The 20,892-nt window shown below is 67.0% G+C and carries 18 protein-coding genes; 3 read left to right on the forward strand and 15 right to left on the reverse strand.

From position 1 onward, the window contains the following. The 5 genes from A5733_RS14335 to mutA form a co-directional block, all read right to left on the reverse strand. Positions 1 to 1,014 (reverse strand): polyketide synthase (locus A5733_RS14335; protein ID WP_304528747.1); only part of this gene is annotated, 1,014 nt, incomplete at its 3' end. A 959-nt stretch (positions 1,015 to 1,973) separates the two neighbouring features. Next, on the reverse strand, positions 1,974 to 3,239 hold the full coding sequence (locus A5733_RS14340) for a serine hydrolase domain-containing protein (RefSeq protein ID WP_076240606.1): 1,266 nt from the start codon (positions 3,237 to 3,239) through the stop codon (positions 1,974 to 1,976). Between the two features lie 111 nt (positions 3,240 to 3,350). Further along, positions 3,351 to 4,334 carry a methylmalonyl Co-A mutase-associated GTPase MeaB gene (gene meaB / locus A5733_RS14345; protein ID WP_076240607.1) on the reverse strand — a complete coding sequence of 328 codons (984 nt, stop codon included), beginning with the start codon at positions 4,332 to 4,334 and terminating at the stop codon, positions 3,351 to 3,353. A 2-nt stretch (positions 4,335 to 4,336) separates the two neighbouring features. Then, positions 4,337 to 6,598: a methylmalonyl-CoA mutase gene (scpA, locus tag A5733_RS14350; RefSeq protein ID WP_076240608.1), complete on the reverse strand. Its 2,262-nt coding sequence runs from the start codon at positions 6,596 to 6,598 to the stop codon at positions 4,337 to 4,339. A 1-nt stretch (position 6,599) separates the two neighbouring features. Then, positions 6,600 to 8,459 carry a methylmalonyl-CoA mutase small subunit gene (gene mutA / locus A5733_RS14355; protein WP_198938822.1) on the reverse strand — a complete coding sequence of 620 codons (1,860 nt, stop codon included), beginning with the start codon at positions 8,457 to 8,459 and terminating at the stop codon, positions 6,600 to 6,602. Positions 8,460 to 8,596: 137 nt separating this feature from the next. On the opposite strand from mutA, the gene A5733_RS14360 reads away from it, so the two are divergent. After that, on the forward strand, positions 8,597 to 9,352 hold the full coding sequence (locus A5733_RS14360; RefSeq protein WP_067776467.1) for a TVP38/TMEM64 family protein: 756 nt from the start codon (positions 8,597 to 8,599) through the stop codon (positions 9,350 to 9,352). Positions 9,353 to 9,408: 56 nt separating this feature from the next. Continuing rightward, positions 9,409 to 9,894, forward strand: a complete 486-nt coding sequence (locus tag A5733_RS14365) for a nitroreductase family deazaflavin-dependent oxidoreductase (protein ID WP_369830940.1) — start codon at positions 9,409 to 9,411, stop codon at positions 9,892 to 9,894. Positions 9,895 to 9,899: 5 nt separating this feature from the next. Here the strand turns inward: A5733_RS14365 and A5733_RS14370 are convergent, their stop codons facing one another. Together A5733_RS14370 and A5733_RS14375 are read right to left on the reverse strand one after the other, a co-directional pair. Next, a complete protein-coding gene (locus A5733_RS14370) occupies positions 9,900 to 11,090 on the reverse strand; it encodes an SPFH domain-containing protein (protein ID WP_067776463.1) in 1,191 nt (396 codons plus the stop codon). A gap of 20 nt (positions 11,091 to 11,110) precedes the next feature. Next, positions 11,111 to 11,545 (reverse strand): NfeD family protein, encoded by a 435-nt coding sequence (locus A5733_RS14375; RefSeq protein ID WP_067776461.1) that lies wholly within the window; start codon positions 11,543 to 11,545, stop codon positions 11,111 to 11,113. A 57-nt stretch (positions 11,546 to 11,602) separates the two neighbouring features. Here A5733_RS14375 and A5733_RS14380 point away from each other — a divergent pair, with 57 nt between their 5' ends. Further along, a complete protein-coding gene (locus tag A5733_RS14380) occupies positions 11,603 to 12,460 on the forward strand; it encodes a hypothetical protein (RefSeq protein WP_076240610.1) in 858 nt (285 codons plus the stop codon). Between the two features lie 22 nt (positions 12,461 to 12,482). Here A5733_RS14380 and A5733_RS14385 read toward each other — a convergent pair whose 3' ends face one another. The 8 genes from A5733_RS14385 to ripA form a co-directional block, all read right to left on the reverse strand. Next, entirely contained in the window at positions 12,483 to 13,517 is a 1,035-nt protein-coding gene (locus A5733_RS14385; RefSeq protein WP_076240635.1) for a ferrochelatase, read from the reverse strand. Positions 13,518 to 13,604: 87 nt separating this feature from the next. After that, positions 13,605 to 14,414, reverse strand: a complete 810-nt coding sequence (gene inhA, locus A5733_RS14390) for an NADH-dependent enoyl-ACP reductase InhA (protein WP_076240611.1) — start codon at positions 14,412 to 14,414, stop codon at positions 13,605 to 13,607. A 60-nt stretch (positions 14,415 to 14,474) separates the two neighbouring features. Then, the gene (gene fabG1, locus A5733_RS14395; protein WP_067776451.1) at positions 14,475 to 15,239 is read right to left on the reverse strand and encodes a 3-oxoacyl-ACP reductase FabG1; all 765 of its coding nucleotides are present in this window, start codon (positions 15,237 to 15,239) and stop codon (positions 14,475 to 14,477) included. Between the two features lie 84 nt (positions 15,240 to 15,323). Beyond that, positions 15,324 to 16,331: a VWA domain-containing protein gene (locus A5733_RS14400; RefSeq protein WP_067776449.1), complete on the reverse strand. Its 1,008-nt coding sequence runs from the start codon at positions 16,329 to 16,331 to the stop codon at positions 15,324 to 15,326. 43 nt (positions 16,332 to 16,374) lie between these two features. Beyond that, positions 16,375 to 17,322, reverse strand: a complete 948-nt coding sequence (locus A5733_RS14405; RefSeq protein WP_067776446.1) for a DUF58 domain-containing protein — start codon at positions 17,320 to 17,322, stop codon at positions 16,375 to 16,377. After that, entirely contained in the window at positions 17,319 to 18,479 is a 1,161-nt protein-coding gene (locus A5733_RS14410; RefSeq protein WP_067776443.1) for a MoxR family ATPase, read from the reverse strand. The genes A5733_RS14405 and A5733_RS14410 overlap by 4 nt, the downstream gene beginning before the upstream one ends. A 134-nt stretch (positions 18,480 to 18,613) precedes the next feature. Then, complete coding sequence (gene ripB, locus A5733_RS14415) at positions 18,614 to 19,303, reverse strand: NlpC/P60 family peptidoglycan endopeptidase RipB (protein ID WP_067776440.1); 690 nt, start codon at positions 19,301 to 19,303, stop codon at positions 18,614 to 18,616. A gap of 10 nt (positions 19,304 to 19,313) precedes the next feature. Next, positions 19,314 to 20,735 (reverse strand): NlpC/P60 family peptidoglycan endopeptidase RipA, encoded by a 1,422-nt coding sequence (ripA, locus tag A5733_RS14420; protein ID WP_076240636.1) that lies wholly within the window; start codon positions 20,733 to 20,735, stop codon positions 19,314 to 19,316. Positions 20,736 to 20,892: the final 157 nt, after the last annotated feature.

A 20,892-nucleotide genomic window follows, 5' to 3' on the forward strand; every position in this document is an offset into this window, starting at 1 on the left:
CGCCCTGGCTCGGCTGAGCCCGACCCCCCGGGCCTGGCTCCGTTCGGGGGTCTGGGCCGGGCGGGGCGTGCCCGTTCCGTGCGCTTCGATCCCGACCGTGGCGGCATCGATCCCCCCGGCCGACAGCGCCGCCCGATAGACGGCGCTCTGCGCTGCCTCGGACGGGGTTGCGATGTTGATCGTGTGACCGTCTTGGTTGGCTGCGGTCCCGCGGATCACCGCGAGCACCCGATCACCGTCGCGCTCGGCATCGGCCAGGCGTTTCAACAGCACCATTGCCACGCCTTCGCCTGAGACGAACCCGTCGGCGCCGACGTCGAACGCGCGGCACCGCCCCGTGGGCGACAGCATGCCCTGGGCCGAGCCGGCCACCATCTTCTTGGGATCCAGCAGGAGGGAAGCGCCGCCGGCCAGCGCCAGGTCACTTTCCGATTCGTGCAGGCTGCGGCACGCGAGGTGAATGGCGAGCAGGCCCGACGAGCAGGCCGAATCAACCGTCAGCGCAGGTCCGTGTGCGCCGAGTGCGTAGGCGACCCGGCCTGACGCCAGGCTGAAATTGGTTCCGGCGAAGCCATATGCGCCGTCGAGCGCATCCGCCTCGGCAGCGACCATCTGATAGTCGTTGTGGGTCATTCCGAGGAACACGCCGGTCAGCGACTCCGCGATGTCGGCCGGGGCCAACCCCGCGTGTTCGAGAGCTTCCCACGACGTTTCGAGAAGCAGTCGGTGCTGAGGGTCGATGGACGGGGCCTCGCGCTCGCCGTAGCCGAAGAAATCTGCGTCGAAGCCGGCCACATCGTCGAGGAATCCACCCCACTTGGACACCGATCGCCCTGGTACGCCAGGCTCCGGGTCGTAGTACTCGTCGGCGTCCCAGCGATCGGACGGAACCTTCGTGACCAGGTCGTCGCGGCGCAGAAGGGCCTGCCAGAACCCGTCCGGTGAGTCGATCCCGCCGGGGAGCCGGCATGCCATGCCGATCACGGCAATCGGGGTGACGGGCGTCTCGGCCAAGCGGCTCAACCTCTCTCGATGTCATCGACGAGCAAAGTTCGATCAACGTACTAGGACTGCGGAAAAGAATGGGCCCTACGTCACCATCGGCGGGCCGTAACCGAATCCCCCGCATCCGACTCGGGTCGTTGCCAATGGCGCGCCGTAGCGTAACGCGTGAACCATCCTTCATGTTGGAAACAACCGTTCCCAAAAACTGCTCGCGTTCGCTGTGTCGCGCGTTTTCGGAAATTTGGCAGAGGCTGCCAATGTCACGGCAAGCAACAGACCAAAACCGCCTCAGGCCGCCATGGCTGCATAGTTATGTTGTGTAACAACATCTTTCGGACTACAACCCAAGGCGTGACCGAACTAATCGAGTGCATACCGCTAACCAGAAAAGCGGTAGCGCCACTTCACTGGACGCAATTTCACAGGTTGTCCATAGCTTGAAAACGATGACCATCTCGGACGGTGCGGCTAATTCAGCAAGGTATACGAAGCAGTTAGCCAGCCAATGGCACGCAAACGCGTATTCGTCTTTAGAACCGAATTTATGTTCCGCTCCGATTGGCCGCTCCAACCGGTACGAACACGTACCCAGGCGACCGCATCAGCTAATGGTTGACGTTGACAATGCAACGTAAGTGACCAGCGTCGATCATGAACCCCTGCCCGGCAGTCGCAACTCTGCCGTGGGGCACGAAACCGAGTTAGACAACGACGGGTGTCAGTTCGAGATCCAGCTCACGTTGACCATCTGCCGTGAGTGCCCGCACAGGCCCCACCCCGAAGCAAAGGCGCCCCGGTTAACGACACGCATCCGCTCCACAGACGGGAAGGTTTTCCCGCGGCCGGGACGCGATGTGACGCATGTCACTGACACTTGCAGGTACACAGCCGTTCCGCCACCGGGGCTGCCGGGACAACAAAAAGCCGACCTGACGTCGCACGTCAGGTCGGCTCAGGGCGAAATGGAGTCACCCGGCGACGGGCTTGGACACCTCGTATGGCGCAGCACCGAGTTCCGGCACCGCCTCGAACCCGCGTTGCCGGGCTCGAGCGACGTCCTTGCGGATCAGGGCGTTGAGCCCGACGAAGGTGGCCATGTCCAGAACCATCGGCGTCAACAGCCGGTTGTGGACGAAGCCGATCGCCAATCCGCTGGACGGGTCCGCCCAGCCCACCGATCCGCCCAGCCCGACGTGGCCGAACCCCGGCATCACCCCGAAGGGCACGGAGTGGTAACCGAGGTAGAAGCCGAGTGGGACGCCCAGGTTCCGGTCCGGCCGTAACCCGGGCGGACCGGTCAGACCTGCGACGGTGCGCTCCGACAGGTATTCCGTGCCGAGCAGCCGGCCGCGGTTGGCGATCGCGCCGTACATTCTGCCCAGCCCACGTGCGGTGGCGACGCCGTTGACAGCAGGTGCTTCCGAATCCAGGAACGGGGTTTCACCCTGGACCAGCGACATCACCCCGGGGAAGTACATCGATCCGAATACGCCGGAGAATTTCAAGGCCGCGACCCGCGGTGCCACGAAGTCGAAGAGGTGGTTGGGCCATTTCCCTTGCGGCCCCAGGATCTGGGCTGCCCGGGTGGGGGCATCAGCGGGCGGACGTCCCAGATGCAAGCCGTCGGTTCCCAGCGGTTCGGCCAACTCGATGCGGAAAAGTTCACGCATGCCCTGCCCGGTCACGGCGCGGGCCAGGCCCGACAGCAGCCAGCCGTAGGTCAGCGCGTGATAGGCGGACTTCCCGAACAGCAGCGAATTCACGGAAGCGGCGGCCACCCGGGCCTCCATCGCACGATGGTCCAGCAGATCAGCTTTGCTCACACCGTTCAGCTGCGATAGTCCGGCTTCATGCGCCATCACCTGCCGAACCGTGACCTCGGATTTACCGTTGACCCCGAACTCAGGCCAGTACGCGCACACCGGGCTGTCGTACTCGATCAGGCCGCGGTCGACGAGGCGATGGATGACCGTCGAGGCCATCCCCTTGGTCGCCGAGAACACCATCGCGCCGGTGTCGGCAGTCCAATGTTGGGTGCCTGCACGATCGGAGTACCCGGTCCAGACGTCGACGAGTGGCACGCCATCCAGGTAGATCGCCAGCGCGCCGCCCCCGTACTTGCGGCCCGGGAACAGTTTCGAGAAGCCGCGCACCGTGCAGGAAAAGTTTCGGTCCGCAGCACCTTGGACGCCGTGTGGGAGCGCCGCGTCGCACGCCGGATTGTGATCGGTCACACAGTCGAATTTACCTGGAGTCACAGCAAATTATTCAAGTGTTACCTACCTGTTAGCCAAGCATCGCGGCGGCAGGTCACGTGCGGTGCTTGGCCGCCAGCACCGCATCCCTCATCGTTTCGCCTCGGCCGCGTCGAGAATCTCCTGGGCCGCCAGTGCCGGGGTGAGTTCGCCCTCACGCACCCGGCGTTCCACCTCGGCGCGGATACCGCGTACCCCTGGATGCGACAGCACCCGATCCAGCACCGCGTCGCGCACCATCGACCAGGTCCAGTCCACCTGCTGAGCACGGCGGCGAGCCTCGAACTCGCCCGCCTCGGTGAGCACCTCGCGGTGCTTGTTCACCGTCTCCCAGAGCTCGGCCAGCCCGTGCCCCTCGATCGCGCTCATCGTGAGAACCGGTGGCCGCCAGAGTGTTTCACGCGGATAGATCAGCCGGATGGCGCCGGTCAGCTCACGTGCGGCCTGCTTGGCCTCGATCGCGTGCTCTCCGTCCGCCTTGTTCACGACGATGACGTCGGCCAGCTCGAGCACACCCTTCTTGATGCCCTGCAACTGATCGCCGGTACGCGCAAGGGTGAGAAAGACGAAGGTGTCCACCATGTGCGACACCGTCACCTCAGACTGGCCCACCCCGACCGTCTCGACCAGGATGACGTCGTAACCCGCTGCCTCCAGCAACACGATGGTCTCGCGGGTGGCCTTGGCCACCCCACCAAGCGTTCCAGAGGTCGGTGACGGCCGGATGTAGGCGTCGGGATGCACTGCCAGGCGGGCCATCCGGGTCTTGTCACCCAGGATCGAACCGCCGGTGCGGGTCGACGAGGGGTCCACGGCCAGCACCGCCACCCGGTGACCGGCCTCGATCAGGAACATGCCGAGCGCTTCGATCGTCGTCGACTTACCGACCCCCGGCACGCCGGTGATACCGATGTGTTGGGCTTTGCCGGCGTCGGGCATCAGTTCCAGCAGCAACTGCTGAGCCTGGTCACGATGGTCGGCCCGGGTGGACTCGACCATGGTGATGGCCCGGGCCAGGGCAGCGCGGTCACCGCCCCGGATCGCGGCCGCGAGCTCGGTAACTGAGAGCGCCACGGCTAGCTCAGCTGGTAACCGAGCCGCTGGGCCAACTTCTGCAACAAGCCGACCGCGGCATCGGCGATCACGGTGCCCGGCGGGAAGATCGCGTTGGCCCCCGCCTCATACAGCTCGTCGAAGTCTCCGGGCGGGATCACGCCACCGACGACGATCATGATGTCGGGCCGGCCCACCTCGGCCAGCGCGTCCCGCAGCGCGGGCACCAGCGTGAGATGTCCGGCGGCCAGGGACGACACCCCCACCACATGCACGTCGTTGTCGGCGGCCTGCCGGGCCACCTCCTCCGGCGTGGAGAACAGCGAGCCCACATCGACGTCGAAACCGATGTCGGCGAACGCGGTGGCGATCACCTTCTGCCCGCGGTCGTGCCCGTCCTGGCCCATCTTGGCCACCAGGATGCGCGGCCGGCGGCCGTCGGCCTCGGCGAACTTGCCCACGAGCTCGGTCGCCTTGGAAAGCGGAGTGATGTTCCCGGCTCCAATCTCATCGCGGTAGACGCCCGAAATCGTACGGATCTCGGCCTGATGGCGTCCGTATACCTTCTCCAGGGCGTCGGAGATCTCACCGAGGGTGGCCTTGGCCCGGGCGGCGTTGATGGCCAGCGCCAGCAGGTTGTTGCCCAGCCCGTCCTCGCCCACGGCCCCGGTCGCCTCGGCGGCGCGGCTCAACTCGGCCAGTGCGGCCTGCGTCGCCGACTCGTCACGGTCGGCCCGCAGCTGCTGCAACTTGGCCAGCTGCTCGGCCCGCACGCGACTGTTCTCGACCTTGAGGACCTCGATCTCCTGGTCCTCTTCCACCTGGTACTTGTTGACCCCGATCAGCGGCTGGGCGCCGGAGTCGATCCGAGCCTGGGTGCGAGCAGCGGCCTCTTCGATGCGCAGCTTGGGGATGCCGTCGCTGATGGCCTGGGCCATGCCGCCGTGCTCGTTGACCTCGTGGATGTGAGCCCGCGCCTTGTCGGCCAACTGATGCGTGAGCCACTCGACGTAGTACGAACCGCCCCACGGGTCGATCGGCCGGGTGGTACCGGACTCCTGCTGCAGCAGCAGCTGGGTGTTGCGGGCAATGCGCGCGGAGAAATCGGTGGGCAGCGCCAGCGCCTCGTCGAGCGCGTTGGTATGCAGCGACTGCGTGTGGCCCTGGGTGGCGGCCATGGCCTCGATGCACGTGCGCGCGACGTTGTTGAACACGTCCTGCGCGGTCAGCGACCAGCCCGAGGTCTGCGAGTGCGTGCGCAACGACAGCGACTTCTCGCTCTTGGGGTCGAACTGGGCCACCAGCTCGCTCCACAGCAGGCGCCCGGCCCGCAGCTTGGCCACCTCCATGAAGAAGTTCATGCCGATGCCCCAGAAGAAGCTCAATCGCGGCGCGAACTTGTCGATGTCCAGCCCGGCGTCGAGGCCGGCCTTGATGTACTCGACACCGTCGGCCAGCGTGTAAGCCAGCTCCAGATCCGCTGTGGCACCGGCCTCTTGGATGTGGTAGCCCGAGATCGAGATCGAATTGAACTTCGGCATCTTGGCGCTGGTGTAGGCGAAGATGTCCGAGATGATCCGCATCGACGGCTTGGGCGGGTAGATGTAGGTGTTGCGGACCATGAACTCTTTGAGGATGTCGTTCTGGATGGTCCCGGCCAGCTTCTCCGGCGGCACCCCCTGCTCCTCGGCCGCGACGACGTAGAGCGCCAGGATCGGCAGCACCGCGCCGTTCATCGTCATCGACACACTGACCGTCGACAGGTCGATCCCGTCGAACAGCTGGCGCATGTCGAGAATGGAATCGATGGCCACACCGGCCATTCCGACGTCACCCTGTACGCGCGGATGGTCTGAGTCGTAGCCACGGTGGGTGGCCAGATCGAAAGCCACCGAAAGGCCCTTCTGGCCGGCGGCCAGGTTGCGCCGGTAGAACGCGTTGGACTCGGCCGCGGTGGAGAATCCGGCGTACTGCCGGATGGTCCACGGCTGGTTGACGTACATGGTCGGGTAGGGCCCGCGTACGAACGGCGGCGCGCCGGGGAAGGTGTCGAGCGGATACCCCGCCTCGGCCGCCGCGTCCCGGTCGGCGGCGATGTACACCGGCTTGACGTCGATGCCCTCGGGCGTGGCCCACGTCAGTTGTTCCGGGGCGTACCCGTGCGCGGCGGCTGCTGCGGCGACGTGCTGCTCGACGGCGTCCGGGGTGGCCGGCTGCGCCTGCGCGTCACCCTTGAGCGGTACGTCGGCGAAACTACGGATCTCTGATCCTGTTGTGGCAGTCATGTCAGGCCCCCAGTCCGGTGAGCAGGTTCGACAGTGCTTCGACCGCGTCGATCTTGGCGGTCAGATATCCGTCGGGTTTCGAATCGGCTTCGGCCACAGCCTTTTCCGGGCCGGCCAGCAGCACCTGCCGGACACCGGCCGCGCGGGCGGCGGCCACCGCATCGGAGGCCTCGGCCCCGTAGCGGGTGTCGGCACCGCACAGCACCGCCACCGTGGGCGCGCCGGCATCGGCGACCGCCGCGGCGATCGTGGCCGCATCCAGGGGTCCGGGATTGACCGCCTCGATGCCGCCGGAAGCCAACAGGTTCGCGGCGAAGGTGGTGCGGATGTTGTGCTCGGCCAGCGGTCCCAGCGGCAGCAGCAGAACCTTGGGCCGGGATCCGTTGGACGCCAGGAAGGCATCCGAGCGGTCCCGCAGCGCCTCGAATCCGGCGGCGTACCGAGCGATCGACGATGCCGAATCGGCCTGCGGGAGCGGCTTTTCGTCGAGGTTGGGGAATTCGTTGACCCCGGTGATCGCGGTGCGACGGTGCGCGATGTCGTCGCTCCGTCGTGCGGCGACCTCGGCAATCTGAGTCGCGATGTAGTCGCGGGCGGCGACGAAACCGCCGCGTGCCTCGATGTCCTGGAAATGCGCCCAGGCCTGTTCGGCGAGCGCAGCGGTCAGGTCCTCGACGAACCACGATCCGCCGGACGGGTCGAGCACCTGTCCGATGTGTGACTCCTCGAGCAGCAGCAGCTGCGTATTGCGGGCGATGCGCCGCGCGAAACTCGTGGAGGTACCTGGAAGTCCGCCGGGGATCGCCGCGTCGAACGGGTGCACCTGGACGGTGTCCGCTCCCCCGACACCCGCGGAGAAGGCGGCCAGCGTCGTGCGCAGCATGTTCACCCACGGATCGCGCTGGGTCATCATCGGCAGCGAGGTGACGGCATGAATCCGGGCGGCTCCCGCGTCCGGGGCGCCGACCACTTCGGCGACGCGGGCCCACAACTGGCGTGCCACCCGCAGTTTGGCGATCGTCATGAACTGGTCGTCATCGGCGGCGTAGCGGAAGCTGATCTGGCGCAACGCATCCGGTGTGGCGACCCCGTGATCGCTGAAGATGCGGAGGTAGGCGACGGCTGCGGCGACCGATCCTGCGAGCTCCCAGGCGGCGCTGGCGCCGAGATTGTGGAAGGCCGGACCGTCGACGGTGATCGCCCGTACCCCGCCGCCGTGCCCGACGAGCTTGCCGACCGTGGCACCCAGATCCGACTCAGTGGTGGCCGGCCGGCCCGAAAGCGGCGCGGTCAGCGGGTCGACGCCCAGGTCGATCGACAGGCGCGAACGCTGATCGTCGTCAAGGTTCGCCAGCAGGGGCAGCACCGCGTCGGCGGTGGCGGCCAGGTCGGCAACGCCTTCGAAGATGACCGGCACCAGATCGAGGAACACACCGTCGAGCAGACGGTCCAGCTCGGCCAGGTCGATACCGTCCTCGCCACCGACTCGCACCGCCAGCGCGCTGGCTCCCTCGGTCAGGGCCACCAGCACCGCGCCGTTGACGGTGCCCACGGCCGAACCGGCAACGGCCGGGAAACTTTCGACGACCTTCCAGCCGGACTTCACGTCGCGAAGGGCGTCACCGCCACGCACAAAGGGCCACTGCCCGGGAAGCCCGGTCTCGGGCCGGGCGTCCAGGCTGGTGTACAGCGGCCGAATCGGGAAGCCCTCGTACGTCTGCGAATCCAGCAGGCGTTCCGGTTCGGCCGGCAGATCCGCCGCGTCACGCCGGCTGCTCTTGTCCAGCACGCCGGCGACCGCCGTCCGCCATTTCTGGCGGTCCGCTTCGACCGCACTAGTCCCCTGTAATGACACCCGCATCTCCTGTTATCGCAGCGTGTGACCTACCCACTGGCCATCAGGCTAAATGATCGCCATCACGGCCCTGACCGCCGGGCAGCAGACTCACGGCGCTGCCGGACGGTGTTCGGTGGCCGCGGCCCGTACTCTGGTAAGACGTGAAACCCGTCGTCAGAACCCTGCGCGTCGTGCGCGCCGCGGTGATCGCGACGGCTTCCCAGTTGCCACCACGGCGCATCGTCGGCCTGTTGGCCGGCATTGTGATTCTCGTCGCAGTCGCCGTGCTCGTCCCGCTGCCCACCGCCATGCAGATGCGGGATTGGGCCACCTCGGTCGGACCGTGGTTCCCGCTGGCATTCCTCGGCGCGCACATCGTGGTGACGGTCTTTCCGTTCCCCCGTACCGCGTTCACCTTGGCCGCCGGCCTGCTGTTCGGGCCGGTCCTGGGTGTGGCGATCGCGGTGGTGGCGAGTTCGGTCAGCGCGGTGCTGGCATTGTTCCTCATCCGCGCAGCCGGCTGGCAGCTCAATCGCCTGGTGTCGCATCCGCGGATCGACTCACTCGATACCCGGCTGCGCCGACGTGGCTGGCCGGTGGTGCTGTCCATGCGGTTGATACCGGCCGTGCCGTTCTCGGTCCTCAACTATGCGGCGGGCGCGTCGGCCGTGCGGGTCCTGCCCTACACGCTGGCAACCGTCGTCGGACTGTTTCCCGGTACGGCGGCCGTCGTCATCCTCGGCGACGCCCTGACCGGCAACATCAGCCCGGCGCTGTTCCTGGTGTCGCTGAGCACCGCGGCGCTCGGGGTGGCCGGCCTGGTCTACGAAATGCGCCTGCACCGCCGCGAACGTGCGCGTCTGCAGGCCGACACACCGAAATCGGTAGGCATTACGGGCACGCTCAGCGAACCGTGAGCGCCCGCTGCCGCGTCGGCGTGACCTTCGCGGCCCGTGACGAGAGGAGCCAACGAATGAGCGGTATGAGCGCACTGGCCGACATCGGTGCTCGACTGCTCCGCAACCGCCACCTCGTGCGTGCCCCGATCTGGCTCTACCGGATCCGCGCCGGGGCGCTGCTCGGATCGCGGGTGATGATGCTCGAACACATCGGCCGCACCTCCGGGCAACGGCGCTATGTGGTGCTCGAAGTCGTGGACCGGCCGAATCCCGACACCATCATCGTGGCGTCCGGTTTCGGCACAAAAGCCCAGTGGTACCGCAACATTGCCGCTGATCCCCACGTCCGGGTGTGGCTCGGCAGCCATCCACCGGTCGCGGCCATCGCCCATCCACTCGACCGACACGGCGTCGACCGCGTCCTGGCCGATTACCGCAGACGCCATGCCAAGACCTGGGATCAGTTCAAGCTTGTGCTCGAGCAGACGCTCGGCCAACCGATCACCGACACCGATTCCCCGCTGCCGATGGTGGAGATCGCGCTACAGCGCCGTCGTTGACGGCCTCACTGTGCGCGGTGCGCACCGCCGGGAAGCTCGTGGGACGGCGGGTTCTCCAACGACGCCTGTGATGAGGGGGCGCCCAGCGGCGGTGTGCTCGCCCGCGCCTCGGCCTCGGCCTTGGCCACGGCTTCGGCGATCGCCGGATCGGTGTCCGTGGAGAACCACTCGGCGACCTCGTCGGTGTCGTCCTCGGGCTTGGGCAGATTCTCCTCGACCGGCGAGGGCGTGTACCGGAACACCCCGTCCTCGCCGGGAGCCCCGAGCAACTTGGTGAAGCCCTGCAACGCCGCACCGAAGTCGCTGGGCACCAGCCAGACCTTGTTCGCCTCGCCCTTGGCCATCTGCGGCAGCGTCTGCAGGTACTGATACGCCAGCATCTCCGGGGTCGGCCGGCCCGCCTTGATCGCGGCGAACGTCTTCTCGATGGCCTTGGCCTGGCCCTGAGCCTGTAGGTACTGTGCGGCCCGTTCGCCCTGGGCCCGCAGCATCCGCGACTGCCGGTCGGCCTCGGCGGCCAGGATCGCTGCCTGCTTGGCACCCTCGGCCGCCAGGATCTGCGACTGCTTCTGTCCCTCGGCCTGCTTGATCGACGACTCTCGCACACCTTCGGCGGTCAGGATCATGGCCCGCTTCTCGCGGTCCGCCTTCATCTGCTTTTCCATCGACTCCTGGATCGACGGGGGCGGGTCGATGCTGCGCAACTCCACCCGGGCCACCCGCAGGCCCCACCGCCCGGTCGCCTCGTCGAGCACACCCCGCAGCTGCTGGTTGATCGAATCGCGGGAAGTCAACGTCTGTTCGAGGGTCATGCCGCCGACCACGTTGCGCAGCGTGGTGGTGGTCAGCTGCTCCACGCCGACGATGTAGTTGCTGATCTCATACACCGCCGCCTGCGGGTTGGTGACCCGGAAATAGACGACGGTGTCGATGGCCAGGGTCAGGTTGTCCTCGGTGATCACTCCCTGCGGCGGGAACGACACCACCCGCTCGCGCAGATCCACCCGCGCCCGGATGCGGTCGATGAACGGCACGAGGAGGGTCAGCTGACCGCTGACGGTCCGGCTGTACCGGCCCAGCCGTTCGATCACCGCGGCCTCGGCCTGAGGAATGAGCGCAACCGATTTGGCCACGATGATGATCGCGAAGACCACCAGCACGAGCAGCACGATGAGCCCGGCTACGGCACCTTCCATGGCGATTCCCTCCCTGGGTCCTACGTCGTTTTGAAGACCACCGCGGTGGCGCCGTCGATTCGCACGACGGTCACATGGTCACCCGGTTCGTACACATCGTCGTCATTGAGCGGTCGCGCCGTCCAGACCTCGCCGTCGAGCTTGACCTGGCCGCCGTGCTCGGCCACCCGGTCCAGCACCAGAGCGGACTTGCCCTCCAGCGCCTTGACCGGGTCGGGAAGCCCCTGGCCCGCTTCGAAACGCCGTCGCAGCGCGGGCCGGACCAGCACCAGCAACAGCACCGACACCACGAGGAACACCACGCCGTCGGCCCAGATCGGCAGGTCGAACAGCCAGCTCGAACCGGTTGCCGCCAGCGCACCACCGGCCAGCATGAGCAGGAACATGTCGCCGGTCAGCGCCTCGGCTCCGGCAAGTCCCAGCGCCACGATGAGCCAGATCAGCGGTGCCGCCATGGACCCACCCTAGCGAATACCGCCTCACCGGCGACCGGCAATTACACTGCCAACATCATGTGGTGTCCAAGTGCAACGCTCTCGATGTGGGTCAACGCCTGGCTCGCCGGCGCGGCCGCGCCCGACGACGTGCTCGACGCGTTATCCCAATGGGCACCAATACATTCTGTGACCGCCTACGACTCGCAGGCGGCGGTCCGCACCGGCCTGCCCTGGCCCGAATTGGAGGACTCGGGTTCGGTGTCGTTGCTGCAGACCCTGCGCACCGCGGTCGGCCGATCCGGTACCAGACCCTCCATCAGGGTGGCCTTGCCCGTCCCCGGTGACGTACGCGGACTGCCCGCAGGCACCCAATTCCAGCGGGACGCCCTCACCGTCGGCGAAGCAGTACTGGTCACCCACGACGAATTGGACGGCGTCGGCCTGGTGCCGGAGTTCGAGTACTTCGAATTCGATGACCCGGAAACCGAATCCACCTTCGAGCCCGAGCCGCGGGCACTGTCGTGGACGGTGTACTCCCTTCCAGTACTCCCGCCGGCGCAGCACTACGATTTGGGCGAGGCCGAGTACGAATTGCGCTCGGCAGTACGCTCGGCTGCCGACACCCTGGGCGCGTTGCAAGCCGGCGCCGCGGCCGATGTCGACGATCCGCGCGGCCTGGTGCGCGACATCATGGAAGCCACCCAGATGCACAGGATCCCCGACCACGCTCCCACCCGCGCGGTGCGGGTGCTGGAGACTGCTGCCCACGTGGACGCGATCATCACCGTGAGCGCCGGGCTGATGCCGATCGGCCTGCAAAGCTCCTCCGAGCTCCAGATTGCCGGCGACGCCATGCGACCACTGGCGCTGGTGGTCCGCTCGGCACGGTTGGCCGCACTTGAGGCGATCCTGCAATCCGCTTGGCGTGACTGAGTTCTGGGCCCGAGCAGTCGAGTCAGGACACGGTGCCGCAGCACTCCGGTGCGCACGGAGCGCCGTTGACGCTGAATCCGTAACCGGCCACCGGATCGGGGCCTGCGACACGCAGCGGCGTTGCGCCGCTGCGTAGTTCATCGATCAACCCGGCGACCAGCCGGGCGAAACGCGCGTCGGCGTTGGGAGTGCCGGCCCGAGCGAAAGCGATGCCGGCCTGCTCCGCCTGCAGCCGCAGCTCGTAGTCGAGATCCCAGACGACCTCGATGTGGTCGGCCACAAAACCGATCGGACAAACGATTACCGCCCGGGTTCCCTTTTGTCCCAGCGCGGTGAGGTGATCGGCGACATCGGGCTCCAGCCACGGGATCCGGGGCGGACCCGACCGCGACTGCCACACCTGGTCGTAGTCCGCGTAGCCTGCTGCCGCGGCCACCAGTCGGGTCGCGTAACCGACCTGCCGGCTGTAGAGCCGTGGGCCGTGCCGCTCGTCGGCGGCGATCGGCACCGAGTGCGCGGTGAATACCAGCCGGGCCTCGTTGCGTAGCTCCTCGGGCAGTGAGGCGGCCGCGGCGCCGATGGCGTCGGCGAACATTTCCACGAACAACGGATGGTCGAAATACTGTCGTAGCTTGACCAGTTCCGGGGCGTCAGCGCCCACCGCGGCCCGTGCCCGAGCGATGTCCTCGACATATTGTGTGCAGCTGGAATAGCCACCCCAGGCCGATGTGGTGAACACAGCTGCGCGCCGAATACCGTTGTCGCGCATCGCCGCAACAGTGTCTTCGACGTAGGGTTCCCAGTTGCGGTTACCGAAATAGACGGGGAGGTCGGGCAATTCACCCCGCAACTGCTCGATCAGTGCCCGGTTGATGCCATTGATCGGCGATACCCCACCGAAATGCAGGTAGTGCTCCGCCACATCGGCCAACCGCTCGGCCGGGATGCCGCGCCCCCTGGTCACGTTCTCCAGGAACGGCATCACCTGCTCCGGCGCCTCCGGGCCCCCGAAGGACAGGAGCAGGACGGCATCGAAGCCTGTTTCATCGCCGGCCATCATCTCGCCTCCCTCATACGGCGAAACCGCATTCCAGCAGTACTTGTGCGGGTGCGCACCGGCCGGAATGCGGTTTCGACCAAAAGATCACAGCAACTGCGTGCTGGCGCCGCCGTCGGCGTAGATGATGGTGCCGGTGGTGGCGGGCAGCCAGTCGGACAGCAGCGCGCACACGGTCTTGGCGACCGGCGTCGGGTCCTTCATGTTCCAGCCGATCGGCGCGCGCTGATCCCAGCCCTCCTCCAGCAGCTGCATCTGCTGGCCGGCCTCGTCACCCAGCGCACCGCCGACGATCGCGCTCATCGCCAGGGTCCGGATCGGCCCGGCGGCAACGAGATTGGAGCGCACACCGAACTTCCCGGCCTCGCGGGCCACGAAGCGGTTGACCGACTCCAGCGCGCTCTTGGCCACCGTCATCCAGTTGTAGGCCGGCATCGCCCGCGTGGGGTCGAAGTCCATGCCGACGATGCCGCCGCCTTCGTTCATGATCGGCAGCAGCGCCTTGGCCAGTGAGGCGTAGGAGTAGGCCGAGATGTGGATGCCCTTGGCGACATCCTCATACGGAGCGTCGAAGAACGGGTTGACGCCCATGCCGCTCTGCGGCATGAACCCGATGGAGTGCACCACACCGTCGAGTTTGTTGCCCTCGCCGATCACCTCGGTCACCCGGTCGGCGAGCGTGGCCAGGTGCTTCTCGTCTTGCACGTCCAGCTCCAGCAGCGGCGCCTTGTTCGGCAACCGGTCCGCGATGCGCTGGATCAGCTTCATCCGGTCGAACCCGGTGAGCACCAGTTCGGCACCGGCCTCCTGGGCCACCTTGGCGATGTGGAATGCGATCGACGAATCGGTGATGATCCCGGTTACGAGAATGCGCTTGCCTTCGAGCAAACCTGCCATCAGTGGGACTCCTTCTTCACAGAAATTTGGGGAAAGGTTCGGTACACCAAGGCTTCTGGATCAGTGACCCATGCCCATGCCGCCGTCGACCGGGATCACGGCGCCGGCGATATAGCCGGCGTCCTCAGAGGCCAGGAAGCTCACCGCCCCGGCCACCTCCTCGGCGGTGCCGACGCGCTTGGCCGGGATGAAATCCAGAGCGCCGGCCTGGATCCGCTCATCGAGGGCACGGGTCATCTCGGTGTCGATGTAACCGGGCGCGACGACGTTCGCGGTGACCCCGGCCTTGGACAGTTCCCGGGAGATCGAGCGGGCCATGCCGATCAGGCCGGCCTTGGCGGCGGCGTAGTTGGCCTGGTTGCCGATGCCCCACATGCCCGAGACCGATCCGATGAAGATGATCCTGCCGAAACGCTTGCGCTGCATGCTGCGCGAGGCCCGCTGCGCCACCCGGAACGCCCCGGTCAGATTGGCGTTGATGACGTTCTCGAAGCGCTCCTCGGTCATCCGCATCAAAAACGCGTCCTGGGAGATACCGGCGTTGGACACCAGCACCTCCACCGGCCCCTGGTGCTCCTCGACCTCTTTGAACGCACGGTCGACGGCCTCGTTGTCGGTGACGTCGCACACCACGCCGAACAGTCCGTCGGGGGCGCCGGAGCCACGGTGGGTGACGGCCACCTTGTGACCGTCGGCGGCCAACCGCTGCGCGATCGCCAGACCGATACCCCGGTTACCACCGGTGACCAGTACGGAACGGGAGACGAACGCCGGTCGACCGCCGGCTTCTGCGGGGGCACTTTCAGTGGCGACAGTGTCACTCATGCCCGTCAACTTATCTCCTCACCGGCAGGGTCTGAAAATCGCATCGCTCGTGGTGACCGCGGTCCGCGGGCCCGGGATCGACGGCTAACCAGGCAGTCTGCGGTTGATCACCAAGGCCGCCACCCCGGCGACGGCCAGCACCAACGCGCCCAGCCGCAGCCAGCCGAGGCTGGCATCGCCCTTGATGGTCTCGTAGCCGATCTGCTGCTGCAGCGAGGTGAAAACCTGCTTGAGCTGCTCCAAGCTGGACGCAGTGAAGGCGTCACCACCGGACAGTTTGGCGATCTTGTCGAGCATCTCGTCGTCGACCGGAACCGGCTGCCGCTGATCGTTGATCTCGACGTAGCCGTACGGGGTTCCGAAGGACACCGTGGAGATCGGGACACCCTGGTCCTTGGCCGTGCGCGCCGCGGTGTAGGCGCCCTTGGGGTTGTCCGGGTTGGACGGCACAGTCTCCTTGCCGTCGGACATCAGCACGATGCGCGCGGGAGGCTTCTCGTCACCGCCGCCGATCACCGCACCCACCGTGGCGATCGCCTGCAGCGCGGTGAAGATGCCCTCACCGGTGGCGGTGCGATCGGCCAACTGCAGTTTGTCCAGGCCGTTCTTGGTCGCCTCGCGGTTGGTGGTCGGCTGCACCAGCACCGTCGCCGTCCCCGCATAGGCGATCAGACCGAGGTTGATACCCGGTGTGAGCTGATCGGCGAACTGCTTGGCCGCCTCCTGCGCGGCCACCAGCCGGCTCGGCGACACGTCAGTGGCCCGCATCGACTGCGATACGTCGATCACCAGCATCACGACCGCCCGATTGCGTGGGATCCGCACGTCATGCGTGGGACCGGCCATCGCGACCGTCAGGAAGACGAGCGAGATCGCCAGCAGGATCGCCGGAAGATGTCGCCAACGCGTGGGCTGTTTGGGTGCGACGCTCTCCAGCAACTCCATGTTGGCGAACCGCAGGATCCGCTGCTTACGCGCGCGCTGCACCACGACGTAGTAAGCGATCAGGCCCGCCACCACGAACAGGAACAGGAACCACCACGCATGCGCGAAGCCCGACAGGCTCATCGGACCGAGTATCGGTAAAGTCATGTGCTAGAAGTCATTTCGGTTTGGTTGCTGATCAGGCATTCGTCTACCGCTGGCCGGCCAGGGCACCCCGCCGCCGATTCGCGACAAACCGCACCACGTCGGCGATCCAGTCACGGTCGGTGCGCAGGCTCAACAGCGGTGCGTCGCAACGCCGCAACGTGCGGGCAACCTCGGCGCGGTGCGCCGCAGCGGCCCGCTCGAAATCGCTGCGCAACTGTTCGTCGATGGTGAACTCGCGGGTGGCCCCGGTCTCGGTGTCCTGCAGCACCACATCGCCGACGGCGGGCAACTCCACGTCGCGCGGATCCAGGACCTCGATGCCGAGCACCTCATGCCGACCGGAGATCGCCCGCAACGGCCGCATCCAGTTGATCGGCCCGAGGAAGTCGCTGATGATCACCGCCATGCCGCGGCGCCGCTCCGGCCGCCGCAGGGCGTCGATCGCGGCCGCCAGGTCACCGCGGACGCCGACCGGCGCCCGTGGGGTGGTCGCAATCGCCCGCAACAGTTCCTGCTCGTGCACTCGGCCACTCAGCGCCGGTACGCGGCGCGTGGTCTCACCGTTGGAGATCACCGCGCCCAGCCGGTTGCCGCCGCCGCTGTTGAGGAAGGCGATGGCGGCCGCGGCGGCCACGGCCAGGTCGCGCTTCTCACAGCCGGTGGTGCCGAAATCCAGGCTCGCCGACATGTCGACCACCAGCCAGGTCTCCAGCTCACGGTCGGCGATCATCTGCCGCACGTGCGGCGTCATCGTCCGCGCCGTCACCGACCAGTCCATGCGCCGGACGTCGTCGCCGGGCTGGTAGATCCGTGAGTCCCCAGGCTCCGAGCCGGGGCCCGGAATCAGACCGAGGTGATCGCCGTGCAGCACACCGTCGAGCTTGCGCCGCACGGTCAGCTCAAGTTTGCGCAGCGCAGCGCTCAGCGCGGGGTCACGGATCTCACCGCGCTGCAACGACGGCAGGTCCACGGTGCGCCGCGAAGTGGTCACCGACCACCCGCGCCGGCCGCGGCGGGAACGGCGGGCGGAACCGAATGTCCTTGCTGCGGAAGGGCATTCACCTGCGGAAGGGCAACCGTCTGCAGGATCCGGTTGACCACGGTCTCGGCCGAGACTTCGTCGGCCAGTGCGTCGTAGGTGAGCACCAGACGGTGCCGCAGAACGTCGGGGATGACCTCGACGACGTCCTGCGGGATGACGTAGTCCCGCCCGCGCACCAGGGCCAGCGCCCGCGCTGCCGAGATGATGCCCAGCGAGGCACGCGGCGAGGCGCCGTAGGCGATCCAGGCCTTGGCGTCGGGCATGCCGAACTTCTCCGGCTCACGGGTCGCGGTGACGATCCGCACCACGTAGTCGACCAGCGCGTGGTGCACAAAGGTGTTGGCGGCGAGCTCCTGGAGCCGCAACAGATCGCCGGTGTCCAGGATCTGCTTGGGCTCCGGCGGCTTGACGCCCATCCGGTAGATGATCTCGCGCTCTTCTTCCGGCGACGGGTAGTCGACGTTGAGTTTGAACAGGAAGCGGTCGCGCTGGGCTTCCGGCAGCGCGTAGACGCCCTCCTGCTCGATCGGGTTCTGCGTCGCCATCACCAAGAACGGGCTGGGCAGCGGGAAGGTCTTGCCGCCGATCGAGATCTTTCGCTCGGCCATCACCTCCAGCAGCGCCGACTGCACCTTGGCGGGCGCGCGGTTGATCTCGTCGGCGAGCAGGAAGTTGACCACGACCGGGCCCAGCTCGATGTCGAAATCTTCCTTGCCCTGGCGGTAGATGCGGGTACCGATGATGTCGGTAGGCACCAGGTCGGGCGTGAACTGGATGCGGGCGAACGTGCCGCCGACCACCTTGGCGAACGTCTCGACGGCCAGCGTCTTGGCCACGCCGGGGACACCCTCAAGCAGGACGTGACCTTTGGCGAGCAGACCGACGAGCATGCGCTCGACGAGCTGGTCCTGGCCGACGATGATCCGCTTCACCTCGAAGATGGCGCGTTCCAAGGTGTGCACCTCGGCCTGCAGACTTCCGTTGGTCGCGCCCTGCGGCGCGGCCGGCGCAGCGTGGGAGCCCGTTGACCCGGGCGGGAAGCCCGGCGCCGGGCTCGAACCGGGATAGCCTCCGGCGCCCTGCGGCGGTCCACTCGGTGACGTCATCAACTTCCTCCCACGGTGTTCGACTACATAACGCTGGTCATGCTCGTTGCTCAGTGGGCACACGGGTGCCCGCCGTCAACTATTCCAGGCACTTCGAGATCCGTCGACGCTGCCCGGAAGAGTTCAGCTTCCGCTCAGGATTCGACGATGCGTGCGGCATAGGGCTGAATGCCCGCGGTACGTACGGGACTTACGGTCACCTTGCCCGCGCTGCCCGACGCCTCGAGCATCTTCCCGCCACCGAGGTACATCGCCACATGTTGGCTGCCGCCGGGACCCCAGAACAACAGGTCACCGCGTTTGGCCTGGGCCACCGGCACCTTGCGGCCGGTGTTGTACTGGTCGCCGGAGTACTTGGGGATCAACACCCCCACCCCGGCGTACGCGAACTGAGTCAGCCCCGAGCAGTCGAAGCCGACGGTGTTGGCACCGGACTCGATACCCTTGGTCGGTCCGCTGGGCTTACCGCCGCCCCAGGAGTACGGCACTCCCATCTGCGAACCGCCCCGACGGATCGCGTACTCGATGGCCTGCGGGCCCCGGACACTGCCGACCGCCACGCTGGCCGGTTCATCCTTGACCAGCCCGAGGCTGGCCAGGAACTTGTGCCCCAAACCCATGGTCACCTGGGTGGCCTGCGCCGTCGCGGCCAGCGACGCGTTCGCGATGGCCAGCGGATCCCCCGGTGCGCCCGCGCTGATCAGCTTCGGCAGCGTCGGATCCCATCCGTCATCTGGTGCGGCATTGGCCGGCGCCACGAGACCGATCGCCGCAAATGCGATTGCGGCGATCAGGGTCAGGCAACGTAAGGCGAAGAAGCGCAAGGTATTCCCATCAATATTCGATGTAGCGGACGACGTACGGCGTCATCCCGCTGGTCCGGACCGGCGAGATCTTGACGTGCGAACCCGTGTAGGGCGCCTCGAGCATTTGGCCGTTACCCAGGTAGAGCGTCACGTGCTGGCTGCCGCCGGGGCCGTAGAAGATCACGTCGCCGCGGCGCATCTGCGAGGACGGAATCTTGCGGCCGGCGTTGTACTGCGAGCCCGAATAATGCGGCAGTTTGATACCGACACCGGCGAACGCGTAAAGGATCAGACCCGAGCAGTCGAAGCCGACGGTGTTGGCGCCCGAGTCGATGCCGCGGCTCGGGCCCGCCGCGTTGCCGCCACCCCAGGAATACGGCACACCCATCTGGGAGCCGGCCCGCTGGATGACGTACTCGGCGGCCTGTCGGCCGTACACCCGCGGGATCGCCCCGTTGGTGTAGCCGGTCGGCGTCGGCAGAATCCCCAGCTTCTGCAGGAACTGGCGACCCATGTTCTGGGTCACCTGGGCCGAGGTCGCCGAAATCCCGAGAACGGTGTTGATGATCGCGATCGGGTCGCCGCTGACGAAGGCACTGGGAATCGCCGGCAGCGTGGGATCCCATGCGGTGTCCCAGTTTTGACCCGATTGGACGGGCGCGCCAGGTTGACGATCCCAATTGCCCGCTGCCGCCTGCGGCGGTGGCGCCGACGTGGCCGGCCCGGTCGAGGCCGAGGCCTTCTGCACCTGGGCGAGTTGCGCTTGCGCGGAGGCACGCTCGGCGGTCAACCGCTTCAGCTCACCCTGCTGAGAGTTGAACGTCTCCTGAGCCTGGCGTAGCGCGTCGACGGCGTTGTCCTGGCTGGTCTGCGCGTTGACCGTGGCCTGATCGGCGTTCTGCTTGGCCAACCGTGCCGCCGACTCCCGGTTCACCTGTTCGGTGCGGGCCCGTTGCAGATCGGCGATCACCTTGTCGGCGCTGGCAATCAGGGTCTGGCCGGTGGCGGCCGTGTTGACGATGTCGGAGGGATCCGAGGCGGTCAGATACGAACTCGACGGTCCGTTGACGTACGTCGCGGCAGCGAAGGTGTCGAATCGTTTCTGCGCCTGGTCGATGGCCACGTTGGCGTCGGTGATCGCCTGTTGGCTGGCCTCGACCTCCTGTTGCGCGGTCGCGGCGGCGTCGCGGGCGTCCTGGACTTCGACGATCGCCTTGTTGACGGCTTCCTGCTGGGTCTGAATGGCGGCACCCAACTCCTGCAGCTTCTGGTCTGCGTTGGCCACCGCCGCCACGAGCGTTGCCAGCTGATCGGACCCGCCCGGTTCAGCGGACGCCGGGGCACCGCCCGACATCGCCGTCGCCACCAGCAACGCAGCGGTCAGCGGCACAGCCCAGATCCGACCGAATACTTTCGCGACAACAGAGCCATCCGCTCCTCGCGTGCGCAGAGACTGTTTCGCTCCTCGCGTGCGCAGAGACTGATCCGCTCCTCGCGTGCGCAGAGACTGATCCGCTCCTCGCGTGCGCAGAGACTGTTTTGCTCCTCGCGTACGCGGGACGCCAACGGTGCGTCTCATTCGACTCAAGTCTCCTATGGCTCAACGG

Source organism: Mycobacterium sp. NS-7484 (assembly GCF_001953975.1).
Lineage (GTDB): Bacteria > Actinomycetota > Actinomycetes > Mycobacteriales > Mycobacteriaceae > Mycobacterium.